At 60.0% G+C, this 18,857-nt stretch carries 12 protein-coding genes; 9 read left to right on the top strand and 3 right to left on the bottom strand.

The features are described from left to right. Positions 1-212 precede the first annotated feature (212 nt). Both ACVDG9_RS22780 and ubiG read right to left on the bottom strand, forming a co-directional pair. The gene (locus ACVDG9_RS22780) at positions 213-908 is read right to left on the bottom strand and encodes an alpha/beta fold hydrolase (RefSeq protein ID WP_062486793.1); all 696 of its coding nucleotides are present in this window, start codon (positions 906-908) and stop codon (positions 213-215) included. Further along, positions 908-1,669: a bifunctional 2-polyprenyl-6-hydroxyphenol methylase/3-demethylubiquinol 3-O-methyltransferase UbiG gene (ubiG, locus tag ACVDG9_RS22775; protein ID WP_447239058.1), complete on the bottom strand. Its 762-nt coding sequence runs from the start codon at positions 1,667-1,669 to the stop codon at positions 908-910. The genes ACVDG9_RS22780 and ubiG overlap by 1 nt, the downstream gene beginning before the upstream one ends. Before the next feature lie 193 nt (positions 1,670-1,862). Between ubiG and ACVDG9_RS22770 the strand changes: the two genes are divergently transcribed. The 9 genes from ACVDG9_RS22770 (at position 1,863) to ACVDG9_RS22730 (ending at position 16,033) form a co-directional block, all read left to right on the top strand. Further along, the gene (locus tag ACVDG9_RS22770) at positions 1,863-3,113 is read left to right on the top strand and encodes an aspartate kinase (RefSeq protein WP_055659596.1); all 1,251 of its coding nucleotides are present in this window, start codon (positions 1,863-1,865) and stop codon (positions 3,111-3,113) included. A gap of 64 nt (positions 3,114-3,177) precedes the next feature. After that, positions 3,178-5,445, top strand: coding sequence for a phosphoenolpyruvate--protein phosphotransferase (gene ptsP / locus ACVDG9_RS22765; protein WP_023002989.1), 2,268 nt, complete (start codon positions 3,178-3,180; stop codon positions 5,443-5,445). 54 nt (positions 5,446-5,499) lie between these two features. Continuing rightward, on the top strand, positions 5,500-6,573 hold the full coding sequence (gene prfA, locus ACVDG9_RS22760) for a peptide chain release factor 1 (RefSeq protein WP_447239057.1): 1,074 nt from the start codon (positions 5,500-5,502) through the stop codon (positions 6,571-6,573). A 1-nt stretch (position 6,574) separates the two neighbouring features. Continuing rightward, positions 6,575-7,423, top strand: a complete 849-nt coding sequence (gene prmC, locus ACVDG9_RS22755; protein WP_447239056.1) for a peptide chain release factor N(5)-glutamine methyltransferase — start codon at positions 6,575-6,577, stop codon at positions 7,421-7,423. Positions 7,424-7,784: 361 nt separating this feature from the next. After that, on the top strand, positions 7,785-8,510 hold the full coding sequence (locus ACVDG9_RS22750; protein ID WP_447239055.1) for a DUF4167 domain-containing protein: 726 nt from the start codon (positions 7,785-7,787) through the stop codon (positions 8,508-8,510). Between the two features lie 255 nt (positions 8,511-8,765). Further along, positions 8,766-11,363, top strand: coding sequence for an ATP-dependent chaperone ClpB (gene clpB, locus ACVDG9_RS22745; RefSeq protein WP_023002993.1), 2,598 nt, complete (start codon positions 8,766-8,768; stop codon positions 11,361-11,363). Between the two features lie 206 nt (positions 11,364-11,569). Next, complete coding sequence (locus ACVDG9_RS22740; protein WP_152505406.1) at positions 11,570-11,773, top strand: YgaP family membrane protein; 204 nt, start codon at positions 11,570-11,572, stop codon at positions 11,771-11,773. Positions 11,774-11,786: 13 nt separating this feature from the next. Next, entirely contained in the window at positions 11,787-12,815 is a 1,029-nt protein-coding gene (locus ACVDG9_RS22735) for an efflux RND transporter periplasmic adaptor subunit (protein ID WP_447239054.1), read from the top strand. Beyond that, the gene (locus tag ACVDG9_RS22730; RefSeq protein WP_447239053.1) at positions 12,812-16,033 is read left to right on the top strand and encodes an efflux RND transporter permease subunit; all 3,222 of its coding nucleotides are present in this window, start codon (positions 12,812-12,814) and stop codon (positions 16,031-16,033) included. The genes ACVDG9_RS22735 and ACVDG9_RS22730 overlap by 4 nt, the downstream gene beginning before the upstream one ends. Before the next feature lie 143 nt (positions 16,034-16,176). Here the strand turns inward: ACVDG9_RS22730 and ACVDG9_RS22725 are convergent, their stop codons facing one another. Then, the gene (locus ACVDG9_RS22725; protein ID WP_173013818.1) at positions 16,177-18,150 is read right to left on the bottom strand and encodes a M23 family metallopeptidase; all 1,974 of its coding nucleotides are present in this window, start codon (positions 18,148-18,150) and stop codon (positions 16,177-16,179) included. Positions 18,151-18,857: the final 707 nt, after the last annotated feature.

Below are 18,857 nucleotides of genomic sequence, written 5' to 3'. Positions count from 1 at the left end.
TCGTGTGACGTCCTGCGGCTGGCCATGGCGTTCTTCGCCGGCTTGCCGTCCCCGGACCTGCGCATTCTGTCATTGCCAGCGCAGGGCCCCGCTCCAAAGGTGACGTAACTGTACCTTTGCATCAAGGCCAAGCTTTGACACGGATCAAATCGCATACCGATTCTTACGTAAAAGGCATTTGTGCCGCAGGTTTGTGCAGCCGATTTGCGGGGTTAAGGGCGATTGAGAAAATCGCGCAGTGTCGCGGTTACCTTTTCAGGGGCTTCAAGAGGCGACAGGTGCCCACTGCCTTGGATCACCGCCAATTCGCTTTGAGGAATGTGGTCGTGGATTTCCTGCGAGATTTCAACCGGTGTGAGCCGGTCGCCATCACCGACCAGCACAAGCGTGGGGCATGCGATTTCGCCGAGACGGGGACGGGAATCGATGCGGTTGATAAGCGCGGTCTGCTGGCGGATGAAGGCCTCGGGCCCGGTTTCCTGCGCCATCTCGACGACGATTGCCTTCAGCTCTTCGTCTTCCTCGCGCTTTTCATGAACGAACCCAGGGTAAAGCAGGTGGGGAACCTTGGAAAAGCCCTTCTTGCGAGTCAGGTCGATGAGGAACTGCCTGCGCTCCGACTGGTCGGGCGTATCTGGCCGGGAGTTGGTGTCCAGAAGGGCAAGCTTGCCAACCCGCTCCGGCGCTTCGCGCAGGATTTCCATGGCGACATAGCCGCCCATGGACAAGGCGATAAGGGAAAACCGCTCTGGTGCTTTTTCCAGGATGCTGGCGGCGATCGCCTTGATGCTGTCGTGTTCGCGGTGGTTTGCCACCATGATCGGTCGGTCGGCAAAGGCAACTATCTGCGGGGCGTAGAGCGCTTCAGTGCACAGAAGGCCCGGTACGAACAGGATCGGATCGCTCATCAGCTGTCTTTCGCCCGTTCCGCCAGCAGCATGTAGTTCACGTCCATATCGCGCGATCTGGCCCAGGTGTCTGTCAGCGGATTGTAGGTGACGCCGCAACGGTCGATCATGGTGAGCCCGGCGGTCTGAAGCGGGCCTTCGATTTCGGAAGGGCGGACCAGCTTTTCGTAGGAATGTGTGCCCTTCGGCAACCAGCGCAGGACGTATTCGGCGCCGACGATGGCAAGTGCATAGGCTTTCAGCGTGCGATTGATGGTCGCGACGAACATCAGCCCACCCGGACGGACCATTTGAGCGGTGGCCTCCAGGAACAGAGGTACGTCGGCGACGTGCTCGACCACTTCCATGTTGAACACAACGTCGAAGGTCTCCCCCGCCGCTGCCAATGCTTCCGCTGTTTCTGCCCTGTAGTCGATTTCAAGGCCGGAGGTCTTCATGTGAAGGCGGGCGATCTCGATGTTGGTTTCGGACGGGTCCGCGCCGACCATATCGGCACCGAGACGTGCCATCGGTTCGCTCAACAGGCCGCCGCCACAGCCGATATCGAGGCAGCGCAGCCCCTTGAACGCGTCCGTGGTCTTCGGATTGCGGTCGAAATGCCGGCAGACATGTTCCTTGATGTAGCCCAGCCGCACCGGGCTGAACTTGTGCAAGGGCTTGAACTTGCCCGTCGGGTCCCACCACTCTTCTGCCATGGCGGAAAAGCGCGCGACTTCCTCGCTGTCGATCGTGCTTCTGGTTTCCTGAGCCCTGCCAGTCATCGGACGGTCCTTTCAAGAGCGTGAAGCGGCTTGGCGCTTCGCCTGGTCATTCAACGGTTCGAAGTCGTTCCAAGGTCTGAGACTATTTGTCAAGACACCCAGTTGCAGCAAAGGAACGCAGCCTGTATGCATGTGCGCCGATCCCAGAGGCGCAACAGCGCTTCCAGACACGACTATAAAGAATACGAGTGGTATGGCCCGACTGGTTTTAAAATTTGGCGGGACTTCGGTTGCCGATCTCGATCGCATCCGTAACGTCGCCCGCCATGTCAAACGGGAAGTGGACGCCGGCCATCAGGTCGCGGTGGTAGTTTCGGCCATGGCCGGACAGACCAACAAGCTGGTGGAGTTTTGCCGTGAGGCATCACCGCTCCACGATGCCCGCGAATATGATGCCGTGGTTGCTTCCGGCGAGCAGGTGACGTCCGGTCTCCTGGCCATCGTGCTGCAGGACATGGGCGTCAACGCCCGGTCGTGGCAAGGCTGGCAGGTGCCGATCAAGACCGACGAGAACCACGGTGCGGCCCGCATCCGCGATATCGAGGGCAGCTTCCTGAGCGAGCGTCTCGAGCAGGGCCAGGTGGCCGTGCTCGCGGGCTTCCAGGGTGTGGCGCCGGACAACCGAATCGCGACCCTGGGTCGTGGCGGGTCCGACACCAGCGCCGTTGCCATCGCCGCTGCCATCAAGGCCGACCGCTGTGATATCTATACCGATGTCGACGGCGTCTACACCACCGATCCGCGCATCGTGCCCAAGGCGCAGCGTCTTGACCGGGTGTCTTTCGAGGAAATGCTCGAAATGGCCTCGCTCGGCGCCAAGGTGCTCCAGGTGCGCTCCGTGGAAATGGCCATGGTTCATGGCGTCAGAACATTCGTGCGCTCCAGCTTTGACGATCCGGATGCGCCCCAGGTCGGCGAGAACGGCCTTCCGATTGGAACTCTTATTTGCGACGAGGATGAACTCGTGGAACAGCAGGTTGTCACCGGCATCGCCTATGCCAAGGACGAAGCCCAGATCTCTCTTCGTGACGTTGCCGACAAGCCGGGTGTCGCCGAATCCGTGTTCGGTCCGCTGGCGGATGCCAACATCAACGTCGACATGATCGTCCAGAACATTTCGCCGGATGGCAAGACCACCGACATCACCTTCACGGTTCCCGAAGGCGATTTCGAACGCGCCAACAAGGTGCTGGAAGACAATCGCGGCGTCATCGGTTTCCAGAACCTTGAGGGCGCCCGTGACGTGGTGAAAGTCTCCGTCATCGGCATCGGCATGCGCTCGCATGCAGGCATCGCGGCCCAGTGTTTCCGCGGCCTCGCGTCCAAGGGTATCAACATCCGAGCCATCACCACATCCGAGATCAAGATCTCTGTGCTTATTGATTCAGCATATGCAGAACTTGCGGTGCGGACTCTGCATTCGCTATACGGGTTGGACGGATAGTTCATCCGGGAGGCAGGCCCCTGTAGAAAAGGGGCCTGTTTGAAGCGGGATCAACGGGGGCGCTATGCGCAGCAACCTAGCCGGACCGCGCCTTCTGCTCCGCCGGCTTCGCGAAGTCATGGCGGAGCCGATCACGGCGCAGGAGCGACTCGACAAGATCGTGGTGTTGATCGCCTCGAACGTCGTCGCGGAAGTCTGTTCCGTTTATATCCTGCGCGCCGATGGTGTTCTCGAACTCTATGCGACCGAAGGTCTGAAGAGCGAAGCGGTTCACAATGCGTCGCTGCGCGTCGGCCAGGGTCTTGTCGGCCTGATCGCGGCCGAAGCCCGGCCGCTGAACCTGCCCAACGCCAGTGCCCACCCGGGCTTTGCCTATCTGCCGGAAACGGGTGAAGAGGCCTATAATTCCTTCCTCGGTGTGCCGATCCTGAGAGCCGGCCGCACGCTTGGCGTTCTTGTCGTCCAGAACAAGTCTCACCGGACCTATCTGGAAGACGAAGTCGAAGCGCTGCAGACGACGGCCATGGTGATCGCCGAAATGGTCGCCGCCGGTGAACTGGAAGCCATTTCCCAGAAGGCCACCGGTCTGGATCTTTCCCGGCCGATCACCTCCAACGGTGTTGGCCTTGCCGAAGGTGTCGGCCTCGGTCATGTGGTTCTGCATGAGCCGCGTGTCGTCGTCACGAACCTGATCGCGGAAGATACGGACCGGGAAAAGGGGCGTCTGGAAGCTGCCATCAACCGGCTGCGTCTTTCGATCGACGATCTGCTGGCCAGCGGAGAAATCGCGGCCATCGGCGAGCACCGCGAGGTGCTGGAAGCCTACCGCATGTTCGCTTACGACCGCGGCTGGATCCGGAAGATCGAGGAAGCGATCCGCAACGGCCTGACCGCCGAGGCTGCCGTCGAAAAGGTCCAGAGCGACACGCGCGCCCGGATGCTTCGCCAGACCGATCCGTATCTGCGTGAGCGCCTGCACGACCTCGACGACCTTGCCCACAGGCTTATTCGCGAACTCATGGGCCGCGAACACGGCCCGGGCCTGGATGAACTGCCCCAGGATGCGATCGTCGTCGGCCGCAACATGGGTGCGGCGGAACTGCTGGACTACGGTCGCGACCGCATTCGCGGCCTGGTGCTGGAAGAAGGCGGTCCGACAAGCCACGTGACCATCGTTGCCCGGGCACTCGGCATCCCGACGGTCGGACTCGTGGATGATATCGTCAGCCTGGCCGATGGCGGCGACGCGATCATCGTGGATGGCGACACCGGCGAAGTGCACTTGCGCCCGGCCGCCGATCTGGAAAACGCCTATGCGGAAAAAGTCCGCTTCCGTGCGCGGCGACAGGCCCAGTATCGGCGCCTGCGCAACAAGCCGTCCGTCACGCGGGACGGTGTCGACATCTCGCTTCAGATGAATGCGGGTCTTCTGGTCGATCTGCCGCACCTGGATGAGGCAGGCGCGGCCGGGGTAGGCCTTTTCCGCACCGAACTGCAGTTCATGGTGGCGTCTTCGTTCCCGCGCATGCGGGAGCAGCAGTCCCAGTACAGCCAGGTTCTCGATGCGGCGGCGGGCCGACCGGTTACGTTCCGGTCGCTCGATATCGGTGGTGACAAGGTGCTGCCGTACCTGCGCTCGATCCAGGAGGAAAACCCGGCGATGGGCTGGCGCGCACTGCGCCTCGGCCTTGATCGGCCGGGCCTGCTCAGAACCCAGATCCGGGCCTTGCTGCATGCGGCCGCCGGCCGAGACCTGAAACTGATGTTCCCGATGGTTGCCGTGGTCGATGAATTCCTGCAGGCCAAATCGCTGGTGGACAAGGAAGTCAAACACCTGCGCCGCCACGGTCACGCCACGCCGGAAAACATCCGCCTGGGCGTGATGGTGGAAGTGCCTTCGCTGCTGTTCCAACTGGAAGAACTGATGAGCCATGTCGACTTCGTGTCTGTCGGTTCCAACGATCTGTTCCAGTTCTTCTGCGCCGTCGACCGGGGCAACACGCGTGTTGCCGACAGGTTCGACACATTGGGTGTCGGCTTCCTCCGGGCCTTGAAATCCATCGTGGATGCCGCAAATAAGGCTCATGTGCCCGTGACCCTTTGCGGAGAGCTTGCTGGCCGTCCACTTGAAGGCATGGCGTTGATAGGCCTGGGCTTCAGGGACCTTTCCATGTCGCCCGCGTCTCTTGGGCCGGTGAAAGCCATGCTTCGGACCCTTGATGCCGGTCGCCTGTCCGCCAGGTTGCTGCCGCGACTGGAGCCGGGACACGATGACAGCAACATACGGGAAGTGTTGAAGCGCTTTGCCGCCGAAACCGATGTTGCCCTTTAGCGCTAACGGGCGTAACTCACCGTCAAAGCGATAATTTCTGGAGAATCAGCGCGTATGCTGGCGCGTCACAAACTTGATACCCTGCTGGACCGGTTCGCTGAACTCGAACACATGATGTCCGCCAATCCGGATCCGGGCGCTTATGTAAAGCTGTCGCGGGAATATGCCGGACTGGAGCCGTTGGTCGGCAAAATCCGTGCGTTGATCAAGGCGGAACAGGATCTGGCCGGTGCAAAGTCACTGGTGCAGGATCCGTCCTCCGACGCGGAAATGCGCGAGCTTGCCGAAATGGAGCGCGACGAGCTGGAAGAGCGCGTCGAAGAACTGGCCCAGGATGTACGCATCGGGCTGCTGCCGAAGGACGAGGCGGACTCCAACGATGCCATCCTGGAAGTGCGGGCGGGGACCGGCGGCGACGAGGCGGCTCTCTTTGCCGGTGATCTCTTCCGCATGTACCAGCGTTATGCCGAACTTCAGGGCTGGAAGGTGGAAATCCTGTCTGCCAGCGAAGGTGAAGTCGGCGGCTACAAGGAAGTGATCGCGTCCGTTTCCGGCGACAACGTTTTTGCCAAGATGAAATTCGAGTCCGGTGTTCACCGGGTGCAACGGGTGCCTGCGACCGAGTCGGGCGGACGTATTCATACGTCGGCGGCAACCGTTGCCGTGCTGCCTCAGGCGGAGGACGTCGATATCGACGTTCAGGAGAGCGACTTGAGGATCGACACCTATCGCGCATCGGGCGCAGGTGGTCAGCACGTCAACACGACCGATTCTGCAGTGCGCATCACGCACTTGCCGACGGGTATCGTCGTTGCCGTTCAGGACGAACGCTCGCAGCACAAGAACAAGGCGCGAGCCATGCAGCTTCTGCGGGCGCGCATCTATGACGAGGAGCGCGAGCGGGCTGCGAGCGAGCGGACCGAAGCCCGGCGGTTGCAGGTCGGGTCCGGCGATCGGTCCGAGCGGATCCGCACCTACAACTACCCGCAGGGCCGCGTGACGGATCATCGTATCGGCTTGACGCTCTACAAGCTGGAGCAGATCCTTTCGGGGGAGGCGCTTGGCGAAGTCATCGAGCCGTTGATCCTGGACCACCAGACCAATCTTCTGGCAACCGAAGAGGCCTGAGGTGACCATCGGCCAGCTTTACCGGTCCGTGCGCGACCGGTTTCGGGTGGCCGGTTTGCCGACACCGGAACTGGATGCAAGGCTTCTGGTCAGCGCGGCGCTCGAGCTGCCCCTGTCGGATCTTGTCTTTCGTGAACAGGAAGAGGCTGCACCTGGTGCGGCCGAACTTGCAGAGGCCCATGCGCAGAAACGCCTGGATGGGATGCCCGTCGGCCGGATACTCGGGGAGCGGGATTTCTACGGCCGGCGATTTCATTTGAACGAGGCAACGCTGGAGCCCCGGCCGGACACTGAAACCCTGATCGATGCCGTGCTTGAAAGATGTGCTCCTGAAGAAGCACCGTTTATCTGCGATATCGGCACGGGTACGGGAGCGATCGCCGTCACGTTGCTGGCCGAGTTGCCCCGAAGCCGGATGATCGCGGTGGACCTGTCGGAACAGGCGCTCGAATGTGCTGCAGGCAACGCGTCTCTGCACGGCGTGGAAGACCGGTTTCTTCCCGTGCGGGCGGACTATACCTCCGCCCTGCGGCCGGAAAGCGGCTTCGACTGGGTTGTCAGCAACCCGCCCTATATCCGCAGCGCTGTCCTCGCCGAACTGTCGCGCGAAGTGATTCAGCATGACCCGAAGCTTGCTCTTGATGGCGGTGAGGACGGCCTGACAGCCTATGTTCGTATCGTCGCGGATGCTGTGAAGCTGCTGCGCCCGGGCGGTTGGATCGCTCTCGAAATCGGCTTCGATCAAGGAGAGGATCTGGAAAAACAGCTGCGTCATCATGGCTTTGTAGAGATTGAAATCATTAAAGATCTTTCCGGAAACGACCGTGTTGTGGTGGGGCGCAGGCTCTAATTTTGCGGATTTGATCCAAAGGCGAAAAAGCACTTGGAAATCGCAACGGAAACGGGTACGTTCCTCTTGCCGAGACCGGAAATGTTATCAGCGTTTAGCGGGGCATGCGCATCCGGCAGCTGGGAACCGGCGCAACTTCAGCGTTTTGGAAACCGTTGCAAATCGGACTATCCGGTGTTTCGGACTGTCGAAGAAAAAGACAATCGCGTTGGCCATCGGCCTTTAGCGCGCTGCGTATGTTTTCAATGACAGCCGCTAACCAGCATTGTTGGTTTCGGCAGGTATTTCGTGTCGGTTTTAGGCAATTCCGATGTTGGGTCAGCGTCAAGCTGACCGCCGTTCCTTAAGAGAAAACGGCAGGATGAGACCAGGTAATCAAAGCAATAAGCGTATGCGCGGACGGGGCCGCAAGGGCCCAAATCCGTTAACCCGGACTTACGAATCAAACGGTCCTGATGTGAAAATCCGCGGTACTGCGATGCACGTTGCAGAGAAGTACCAGCAGCTTGCACGGGATGCCCAGGCATCCGGCGACCGGGTGATGTCCGAGAACTATAACCAGCATGCGGAGCACTATCTGCGCATTGTGGCTGCCGCGCAGCCGCAACAGCAGCCGATGGCGCATGCCTCTTCCCGCAACGAAGCCGAAGACGGTTTCGAAGCCGCGGCAACGAATGGCTCAGGCCACTCCAATGGCGCAGAACGGTCTTCCCAGGACGTGTCCTCCTCGGACAACGACCTGATGGATGCCGACAGCCCGCAGCCTTTCATCGACGACATGCCTGTCATCGATCAGGAAGGTAAGGTCAACGGCGCTTCCCAGAAGGCAGAGAAAGCCGAAGCCGGCGACGACGAAGCGGACGAAAAGCCGCGCCGCCGCCCCCGGACACCTCGTGCGCGCACGCCGCGCCGGGCCTCCGGTGATCAGGCTGACGCAGGCCAGGCCACGGCGGACGCCGCGGAGGGTGCTGAAGCTTCTGGCGGTTCCGACGAAGAGGATCAGCCGAAACCACGCCGCCGGGTCGCGCGCCCGCGCCGTGCCAAGGCGGCTGAAGAGGCTCCGGCCGAGGCTCCTGCCGGAGAATGATCCGGTAGATAGTCAGCCTCGATAAAGCTGAAACAGATAAAACGGCGTCCATGATGGGCGCCGTTTTTTGTTTGGCTTGCAGACATCCGTTCCGGACGGCACAGAATAAGATGCCGCAGGGGCTTTTGTGGTGAATATGCAACACTATATTAGAGGAGCAGCACTGCAAAAGGCTGTGCGGATGCCCGTATCAGGGGTCCGTATTCCAGATCGTTCCCCACGCTTCGGGTGGTGCGGACGGGTAGGAGGTAACTTATGAACTTTGAAAAATACACTGAGCGTGCGCGCGGTTTTGTTCAGTCCGCTCAGACCTTTGCCTTGGGGCGGGGCCATCAGCAATTCGCACCTGAACACATCCTGAAGGTTCTTCTGGATGATCCCGAAGGCATGGCCAGTGGCCTGATCGACCGTGCCGGCGGCAACGCCAAGGCCTTGAAGGGCGATCTTGAGGGCCTTCTGGACAAGATGCCGAAAGTTTCCGGTGGGTCCGGACAGCTTTACATGGGCCAGGCAACCGCACGTCTGTTCGAGCAGGCCGAGAAGATCGCCGACAAGGCCGGAGACAGTTTCGTCACAGTGGAGCGGCTTCTGCTCGCCCTTGCCATGGACAGCGACAGCGAAACCGGCAAGCTGATGAAGCGGCACGGCATTACGCCAAACGGACTGAACGAGGCAATCAACCAGCTTCGCCAGGGCCGGACGGCCGATACCGCGACTGCCGAAAACCAGTATGACGCGCTGAAGAAATTCGCTCGGGATCTGACCCAGGTTGCCCGGGAAGGCAAACTCGACCCGGTGATCGGCCGTGACGAGGAAATCCGCCGGACCATCCAGGTTCTGTCGCGCCGTACCAAGAACAACCCGGTTCTGATTGGTGAGCCAGGGGTCGGCAAAACCGCGATTGCCGAGGGCCTTGCGCTGCGCATCGTCAATGGTGATGTGCCGGAATCGCTCAAGGACAAGCAGCTTCTTGCGCTCGACATGGGCTCGCTGATTGCCGGCGCGAAATATCGGGGTGAGTTCGAGGAACGCCTGAAGGGTGTTCTGTCCGAAGTCCAGGCGGCCGCGGGCAAGGTCATCCTGTTCATCGACGAGATGCACACGCTGGTTGGAGCCGGCAAGGCGGATGGGGCCATGGATGCCTCCAACCTCTTGAAGCCTGCTCTGGCGCGCGGCGAGCTGCACTGTGTCGGTGCGACAACGCTGGACGAATACCGCAAGCACGTTGAAAAGGACGCCGCTCTGGCACGCCGGTTCCAGCCTGTGTTCGTGAGCGAGCCGACGGTCGAGGACACGGTTTCGATCCTTCGCGGGATCAAGGAGAAGTACGAACTCCATCACGGGGTCCGTATCACCGACAGTGCCATCGTTTCGGCCGCGTCTCTTTCCAACCGCTACATCACCGACCGGTTCCTGCCGGACAAGGCGATCGATCTTGTGGACGAAGCCGCCAGCCGGCTGCGGATGCAGGTCGACAGCAAGCCGGAGGAACTGGATGAACTGGATCGCCGGATCATCCAGCTCAAGATCGAACGCGAGGCGCTGAAGGCAGAAAGTGACGAAGCTTCAAAGGATCGTCTGTCCAGGCTCGAGAAGGAGCTGACGGATCTGGAAGAAAAGTCGCAGGCACTCAGCAACCGCTGGCAGGGCGAGAAGGAAAAGCTGAACCTTGAACAGAAGATCAAGGAACAGCTGGAACAGGCCCGCATCGACCTGGAAATCGCGCAGCGTCGCGGTGATCTGGCCAAGGCTGGTGAGCTTGCCTACGGCGTGGTTCCGGAGCTGGAGCGCAAACTCGCCGAAGCGGAAGCTTCAGAGGATGCCGATGCCATGGTCGATGAGGCCGTGACGCCGGCTCACATTGCCCAGGTCGTTTCGAAGTGGACCGGAATTCCGGTCGACAAGATGCTGGAAGGCGAGCGCGAAAAGCTGCTTCAGATGGAAGACATGCTGGCGAACCGGGTCATTGGCCAGGCAGAAGCCATTCATGCGGTTTCCACTGCGGTGCGCCGGGCGCGTGCCGGTCTGCAGGATCCGAACAGGCCGATTGGCTCGTTCATGTTCCTCGGACCGACCGGTGTCGGCAAGACCGAGCTGACCAAGGCACTTGCGTCGTTCCTCTTCGATGACGACAGCGCAATGGTGCGGATCGACATGTCGGAATACATGGAGAAGCACTCCGTTTCCCGTCTGATCGGCGCGCCCCCCGGCTATGTCGGATACGAGGAAGGTGGTGCGTTGACGGAAGCCGTTCGGCGGCGCCCGTATCAGGTCGTGCTTTTCGACGAAATCGAAAAGGCGCATAGCGACGTGTTCAACGTGCTGTTGCAGGTTCTGGACGACGGTCGGCTGACCGATGGTCAGGGCCGGACGGTCGACTTCCGCAACACGCTGATCATCATGACCTCGAACCTGGGGGCCGAGTATCTGGTCAACCAGCCGGAAGGTCAGGATACGGATGCGGTTCGCGACGAGGTGATGAGCGCCGTGCGGGGTCATTTCCGTCCGGAGTTCCTGAACCGTCTCGATGAGATCGTGCTGTTCCATCGCCTGCAGCGGGCGCAGATGGCCGATATTGTCAAGATCCAGCTGGAGCGCCTGCGGGCTCTCCTCAGCGATCGCAAGATCACGCTGAAATTGGACGACGGCGCTCTCGGTTGGCTGGCTCAGAAGGGCTACGACCCAGCCTATGGAGCGAGGCCGCTGAAACGGGTGATCCAGAAGGACGTTCAGGATCCTCTCGCCGAAAAGCTGCTTGCCGGCGAAATCCTCGACGGCCAGACGGTGGATGTCACGGCTGGGTCAGACCGCCTGATGTTCCAGGTGGAAGGTTCGGAAAGCGCAGCCGCCTGATCTGAGGCAAGCTGAAAGAAATGAAAAGGAAACCCGCGGAAGGACACTTCCGCGGGTTTTTCGTTTTGTGGCTCGATTGGCCCGGGCATTTGCGTTTTGTCAAACGGGCCCGCGAAAAGCTGTGGTATTCATATATTCATAAATGTGAAACAAGAGCCGCGCTTCGGTGAAACCCCAGGGCGGCTGATCCGATCAAGGAGACTCAGATGACAGTCGACCGTGCAGTCATGATGTTTGCAGGTGCCATGGTGCTCTTGTCCCTGGCGCTGGGATTTTACGTTTCGCCCTACTGGTATCTGCTCAACGCCTTTGTCGGCTTGAACCTGATGCAGGCATCCGTCACCGGCTTTTGTCCAGCAGCAATCATTTTCAAGAAGCTCGGCATGAAACCGGGAGTGGCCTTCTCGTAAGGCGGAGGACAAGATGAGACGCGGTATCTTCATTTTCTTCCTTTTGACGCTGGCTGCAGCGTCGGGTGCCGCGCCGGTGGCTCGTGCCGGCGAATTTCTGGCCGAGCCGATCACCGTACCGGAAACCAAGGCGGTATTTGCCGAGGTCAAAAGCCGGACGGTCGTTCCTGCCCGTGCCCGCATTGGCGGAACCATAAAGACAATTTCCGTGCGCGAGGGCGATGTCGTGACGGCTGACCAGGTCATTGCCCTGGTCGTTGATGAGAAAATTGCACTCGAACTGGGGGCTGCGGAGGCCCGGATCGAGGTTCTGCGCTCCCAGCTTCACAATGCCCGCACCGAGTTGGAGCGTGTGGAGCAACTGGTCGCCCGTGGCAGCGCGGCACAAAGCCGGCTGGACCAGGTGCGCACACAATTCGATGTTGTCACCAACCAGACCGTTGCGGCGGAATCGGAGATGGCGGTCGTACGCCAACGTGCCAGCGAAGGCGAGATCCTGGCCCCAAATGCCGGACGCGTTCTGACGGTGCCGGTCACGGAAGGCTCGGTCATTCTGCCGGGAGAGGAGGTCGCCCGGATTGCCAGCGGCCGATACTTCCTGCGTCTCTCCATCCCGGAGCGTCATGCCGCCCAAATAACCTCAGGAGCGAAAGTCCTGCTGGGTGGACGTGGTCTTGAGCCCAAGCCAGAGGCTGCGGAGACCGGGAGCACCGCAACCCGGCAAACCTTCGGAACGATCGTGAAGGTCTATCCCGAAATTACCGAAGGCCGGGTGACGGCGGATGTCGATGTCGATGGCCTGGGAGACTATTTCGTCAACGAACGAACCCTTGTTCATGTGCCCGTCGGCGAGCGTCAGGTCATTGCGGTGCCGGAAGCTGCTCTTTCGATCCGGCATGGTGTCGATTATGTGCAGGTTGCCGTTGCGGCTGGCACCCAGGATGTCGCCGTGGTTCCAGGCGCAAATGTTCTTCACGACGGGACGGTTCTGGTCGAGATCCTGACAGGACTGCGTGCCGGTGATCGGGTGTTGGTGCCATGAAACTCGGTCTTGCCGGATGGCTGACCCGATCCTTCATCGGGTCACCGCTCACCCCGCTGTTCCTGATGGCTTCCCTTGCCCTCGGACTGATTGCGCTTGTTGCCCTGCCACGTGAAGAAGAACCGCAAATCTCCGTGCCGATGGTCGATATTCATGTGGAAGCCAACGGCCTGAATGCGGATGATGCGGTCAAACTGGTGACGGAACCGCTGGAGACGATCGTCAAGGCGATCGATGGTGTCGAGCATATCTATTCCCAGACCCAGGACGACCGTGTGCTGGTAACGGCACGGTTTCTCGTCGGGACCGACGCGGACGCTGCCATCTTGCGCGTGCACGAAAAGATCCGCGCCAACATGGACCGGATCCCCGTCGGCATTCCGGAGCCGTTGATTGTTGGCCGGGGTATTGATGATGTCGCCATTGTCGTCGTTACGCTGACACCGACACCGGGGGGCGCCGAACGGTGGACGGCAAACGGGTTGACCCGGATCGCGCGTGAACTTCAGACCGAAATCGCCAAGCTCTCGGACATCGGTCTCACGTTCATCGTCGGGGAGCAGCCGGAAGCCATTCGCGTTGAACCTGACCCGGAAAAACTGTCGCTTTACGGAATCACGCTGCAGCAGCTGGCTGCCAAGATCGAGGGCGCCAACAAGTCCTTCCGCGCAGGCTATGTTCGCGAAGCCGGAGAGCAGCGCGTTCTGGTCGCAGGGGAGACGTTGCAATCGGCCGAAGAGATCGGAAATCTCTTCCTGACCGCTCGTGATGCCCGGCCCGTTTATGTGCGTGATGTCGCCCGCATCGACCTTGCCACTCAACCGGCAGAGCACAGGGTCGCCCATATTCGCAAGCAAGATGGAGCATTGACCTTGGCCCCGGCGGTGTCGCTGGCCATTGGCAAACGACCGGGTACCAATGCGGTGGTGATTTCCGATGAAATCGTTTCACGGCTTGAAGCAATTCGCGGAGATCTCTTTCCCGAAGGCGTGGATATGGAGATCACCCGGAACTACGGTGAGACCGCCAATGAAAAAGCCAATGAATTGCTGTTCCATCTTGGGCTTGCGACAGTCTCCATTGTCGTCCTGATCGCACTGGCGATCGGGTGGCGCGAAGCGCTGGTGACGCTGGTGGTGATCCCGACGACGATCCTGCTCACGCTCTTTGCAGCCTATCTGATGGGCTACACCATCAACCGTGTCAGCCTGTTTGCCCTGATCTTTTCCATCGGTATCCTGGTGGACGACGCCATCGTGGTGATCGAGAACATCGCCCGGCACTGGGGCATGTCGGATAATCGCAGCCGGACGCAAGCCGCGGTTGAAGCGGTGGCGGAAGTCGGCAATCCGACCATCATCGCAACGCTGACGGTCATCGTCGCCCTTTTGCCGATGCTGTTCGTTTCAGGCTTGATGGGCCCCTATATGGCGCCGATTCCCGCCAATGCTTCGGCAGCGATGCTGTTTTCGTTCTTTGTTGCCGTGATGCTGACACCCTGGCTGATGATGAAATTCGCTGGCCGCGGCGGAGGCCATTCCCATGCGCCTGCAGCCCATGGCGGGGCTCTGGGTCGTATTTACGCGAAGGTTGCCAGACCGTTGATCGGTTCGCGCCTGCGCGCCTGGGGTTTTCTGCTGATCGTCGGCGTCTGCACGATCGGTTCGCTTGCGCTGTTCTATACCGCCGACGTTACCGTGAAACTGCTTCCATTCGACAACAAGGCGGAGCTGCAGGTGCTTGCCGATCTGCCGGAAGGGTCTTCGGTCGAGGACACGGACAGGGTTCTTCAGGAAATTGTCGCCCGTTTGGGTGAGGTGCCTGAAATCCTGTCGTTCCAGAGCTATGCGGGCACTGCCTCGCCTTTCAATTTCAACGGACTGGTTCGCCATTACTATCTGCGGGCACTGCCTGAACAGGGCGACGTGCAGATCAATCTCACCGAGAAGGGGGAGCGGGATCGGACCAGTCATGACATCGCGCTGGATATCCGCGAGATGCTGACAGGTCTCGACCTACCCGCCGGTACCGTGTTGAAGGTGGTGGAGCCGCCCCCGGGGCCGCCGGTGCTGGCGACGCTGCTTGCGGAAATCTATGGGCCCGACGCCGATACCAGGCGCGCGGTTGCAAGCAAGGTTCGCCAGGCCTTCGAGGACGTGCCGTTCATCGTGGATGTCGACGATTCCTTTGGAACCCAGGCCGACCGGGTGCGCATCGCCATCGATCAGGACCGGCTTGAATATCACCGGGTCGAGCAGGGCGATGTCTTCGACACCGTCCGGCGCCTCTATGGTGGAACGGAGGTCGGTTATTCGCACCGCGGCCGGGCGCGTTATCCGATCCCGATCCGGATCCATCTAGCCAGGGGTGACATGGTGATCGGTGAAGCGGTGCTTGCAACGCCGGTGCCGGCCAATGCATTGCCTGGAGGCCGGGGCGTGATCGAGCTTGGCGACGTGGTGACGGTTCGCAGGGAAAAGACATCCTTTCCGGTGTTCCGCCACAACGGGCGCGCGGTTGAAATGGTAACCGGCGAACTGGCTGGTGCGTTCGAAGCACCGGTTTACGGGATGCTGGCTGTTGGACAAAAGATCCAGGGCATGGATTGGGGACCTGACGGTGAACCGGTGATCTCGTTCCATGGTCAGCCCGAAGACGAAACGCGGCCAACACTGCTCTGGGATGGCGAGTGGGAAGTCACCTGGGTCACTTTTCGGGACATGGGAGGTGCCTTCATGGTGGCGATCCTGGGCATCTACTTCCTGGTGGTGGCCCAGTTCGGTTCCTTCAAACTGCCGCTCGTGATCCTGACGCCAATTCCGCTGACGCTGATCGGCATCATGCTGGGGCACTGGCTGTTTGCTGCGCCATTCACGGCGACATCGATGATCGGCTTCATTGCGCTTGCCGGCATCATCGTGCGCAACTCCATATTGCTGGTCGATTTCATCCAGCATTCGCGTACGCCCGACAAACCGCTTCTGGACGTTCTGCTGGAAGCCGGGGCAATCCGCTTCAAGCCGATCCTGTTGACAGCGCTTGCCGCCATGATCGGCGCTGCTGTTATCCTGACCGACCCGATATTTCAGGGGCTGGCGATTTCTCTGCTCTTCGGTCTGGCATCGTCGACGATCCTGACGGTTCTGGTGATCCCGGCGATCTACATGGCTCTGCGCCGCGACCAGGCACGACAGAAGGAAGTTTCGGAAGCTGGATGAGCGGTAGGTTGATTGTCGCCGGCGTCAAGTTGGTGCCGGTCCCTCAGGCGGTGATTGAATGATCGAAGCCTGTCTGGAGTGCAGACATCAACAAGTTCGGCCGGGGTACCAAGGCCCCGGCCGAACTTTGTTTTTCAGGAGTGTCAGTTGATGGCAGCGATCCGCGACGGCTTGCGGACACGGTCCAGCAAGGTGTCGACGCGGTAGCGCTCGGTTTCGAACGCTGTGCGCATTTCACCATCCAGCGTACGGCCCTTCGGCAGCTTGATACGCATCGGATCCATGTAACGGCCGTTGACGAGCACTTCATAGTGCAGGTGCGGGCCTGTCGACAGGCCGGTGGAGCCGACATATCCGATGATCTGGCCCTGGGTGACCTTGGATCCTTCACGGATGCCGCTGCCAAAACCACTCATGTGGTTATAGGTCGTGGTATAGCCGTTCGTGTGCTGCAGCTCGATACGGCGGCCATAGCCAGAGCTCCAGCCGGCCTTGACGATTGTGCCGTTCCCGGCCGCCATGATCGGCGTTCCGCGCGAAGCTGACCAGTCCACACCGCGGTGCATCTTGGTGTAGCCATGGATCGGGTGGCGGCGCATGCCGAAACCGGAGCGGAACTTGCCGCCATTGAGCGGCTTGCGGATAAGAAACTTCTTGGCGCTCTGACCGGTGTCATCATAGAAATCGGTCACGCCGTCGTCTGGCGTGCGGAACCGGTAGAATTCCCGTGTGGTGTTGCCGGTGTTGAGCGCGGCATACAGGATCTTCGGCGGGCTGTTGTCGTCGCCGTCGGTGAAGAACAGCTCAAGGGCGTCGCCCGGCTGGACCCGCGCATTGAAGTCGACGTCAAAGGAGAACATGCGCACCAGATCGTTGATGATCTCTTCAGGCATGTCCTGTTCGAGAGCCGTCTGGTAGAGGCTGTCGTAGATTGCCGGGGTCGGGCCGCCGTAGGAAACACGGTCGGCTTCCTCAAAGGCATCAGCAAGGAACGTGCTCGGTTCCTTGGCCTCAATATAGGCGCCGCTGTCCGAGCGGGCGACCGTAGCGCGGTGCTCCGTGTTCTCATAAAGGCTGACGCGTTCAGGACGCATCCGCTCCAGATCGTCCGGCGACGGTGCATAGGCGATCCGCAATCTTTGTCCTTCAGTCAGGTCCGAAATGCCGAACAGGCTTGAGAAGGCAGTCGAGATTGCAAGTGCTTCATCTTCGGTCGCGTCATAATCCATCATGACGTCGACCAGATCCTGGTCCTTGGTCACGGGAACGATGCTTTCGTCCATCCCGGCAAAGCGGATGTCCTCATCCTGTTTGGACACGAAGGAAACGTTCTCCGGCGTGATGCGCACGGCGTAGCGTTCCAGGTCGGGCTGCAGGGCGAGATTGAAATCGAAGCGGCCCGGATCAACCAGGGATTTCGCCGCCATTTCGACAGCGTCAATAGAAAGAGTGCGCGCGGTTTCGCGAACGGCAAGCTCAACTTCGGTTTCGGACGGCGTCCGGTCGAGGTCTATGTCCCCGCTGGAAGACGGGAAGGGGGCAAGCGAAATGCTGACTTCGCTTTCCAGCTTTGCACCATAGATGGAATCGGCTGGAAGCGGAGTGCCGGTTTCGGCAACACTGATGCCGCCATCATCGTCGTTATTGTCAGCGAACATGTTCAAGGGATTGAACGGGGGAATGCGCTCCGCGAGTTCCGGATCCTTGCGGGTCGCAAGCGTTGCGCTGACGAAGACATGCGGCTGGACCCGAATATGATCCCTGTCACCTTCGCGGGTGACCACATTAACGTCGATGACATGCTTGCTGGAATATTCGGCTGCGGTGCGCAGGACGCGATCGCCCTTGGCGCCACCGCTGGACAGGGCAAAGCCGTTCACAAATGCACCGGACGAGGGTGCGGCTTCCACACTGTATTGACCGTCGAGTGCCGCCATGAGGGCTCCACCCATCAATACGAGTGAAGTGACGCCTGTCAGGACGGTACCTGCAAACCAGCGCAAAGACACCTGCCGACGGTCGGACATGCCGCTACGGCCTTCGTAGCCGCGCAGCGGCGGCTCTTCACCTAACTCTATACGTAGGGTCTGCGCGCTATGGAAGGGCCCCAAATGCATTAATACCTGTCCGGTCCTTTTAAGCTATCGCGTGAATCCGAAGCCCGCAGCCCTGGGCCACGGCCAGTATGTTTCAGCGGTGCTAAACATAACAGATCCTGCTACATGCAGTGTTTGATTTAAATCGTCAATTGTTTCTGCACGGATGCCCACGAGGCGAACCGCTTCGAGGTGGTGGGTTACGAGCAGAATTTGTCGGTTCTGTGGTCGCAATAGGGCTACGTGTCTTCTTTATAAGGGGGCTCATACGGGAGGCTGTGGGCATTCCCGTATTCCCGGAGCAAAAAAGACAAAAAGAAATCGAAAAAATTCGCGGGAGAAGACGAGGCTCCGGGACTAAATCGATGATTTAGATAAGGGAATCCGTACGTTTTGGCTTGTGTGAATCTTTTTTGACAAAGAGTGTTGACTCATCTTCAGGCCATGCGTATAACGCCCTCCATCGACGGCGGCGCCGCCAACACGGCGCTCCTCGCTGTTGGTTCTACCAAACAACTTTGCCGCATCGACCTGGCAACAGGGAAGTGGTTCGGCGTCTTTGGTTGAAGGCTTTCAGGCCGCATTTGCTGACTGGCGAATGGTTCTTTGACAATTTGATTATTGAAGGAAGGGAAGCGTAGGCGGCGTTGGCCTTGCGATCATCGGATGTTTTCGGATGTCTGGTGGTTTTAAGGAGTTACGCAGGTACGCTGATCTTTCAAACAAGG

It is taken from the genome of Roseibium sp. RP-7 (assembly GCF_053005225.1).
This window is presented reverse-complemented; position numbering and strand designations above follow the sequence as displayed.

Bases quoted from the DNA above. Each gene is read 5' to 3' on its own strand.
- ubiG (WP_447239058.1), bottom strand. From the start codon at position 1,669: ATGACTGGCAGGGCTCAGGAAACCAGAAGCACGATCGACAGCGAGGAA.
- ACVDG9_RS22750 (WP_447239055.1), top strand. From the start codon at position 7,785: ATGAGACCAGGTAATCAAAGCAATAAGCGTATGCGCGGACGGGGCCGC.
- ACVDG9_RS22725 (WP_173013818.1), bottom strand. From the start codon at position 18,150: ATGCATTTGGGGCCCTTCCATAGCGCGCAGACCCTACGTATAGAGTTA.
- ACVDG9_RS22780 (WP_062486793.1), bottom strand. From the start codon at position 908: ATGAGCGATCCGATCCTGTTCGTACCGGGCCTTCTGTGCACTGAAGCG.
- prfA (WP_447239057.1), top strand. From the start codon at position 5,500: ATGCTGGCGCGTCACAAACTTGATACCCTGCTGGACCGGTTCGCTGAA.
- ACVDG9_RS22770 (WP_055659596.1), top strand. From the start codon at position 1,863: ATGGCCCGACTGGTTTTAAAATTTGGCGGGACTTCGGTTGCCGATCTC.
- ACVDG9_RS22730 (WP_447239053.1), top strand. From the start codon at position 12,812: ATGAAACTCGGTCTTGCCGGATGGCTGACCCGATCCTTCATCGGGTCA.
- clpB (WP_023002993.1), top strand. From the start codon at position 8,766: ATGAACTTTGAAAAATACACTGAGCGTGCGCGCGGTTTTGTTCAGTCC.
- ACVDG9_RS22740 (WP_152505406.1), top strand. From the start codon at position 11,570: ATGACAGTCGACCGTGCAGTCATGATGTTTGCAGGTGCCATGGTGCTC.
- ptsP (WP_023002989.1), top strand. From the start codon at position 3,178: ATGCGCAGCAACCTAGCCGGACCGCGCCTTCTGCTCCGCCGGCTTCGC.
- ACVDG9_RS22735 (WP_447239054.1), top strand. From the start codon at position 11,787: ATGAGACGCGGTATCTTCATTTTCTTCCTTTTGACGCTGGCTGCAGCG.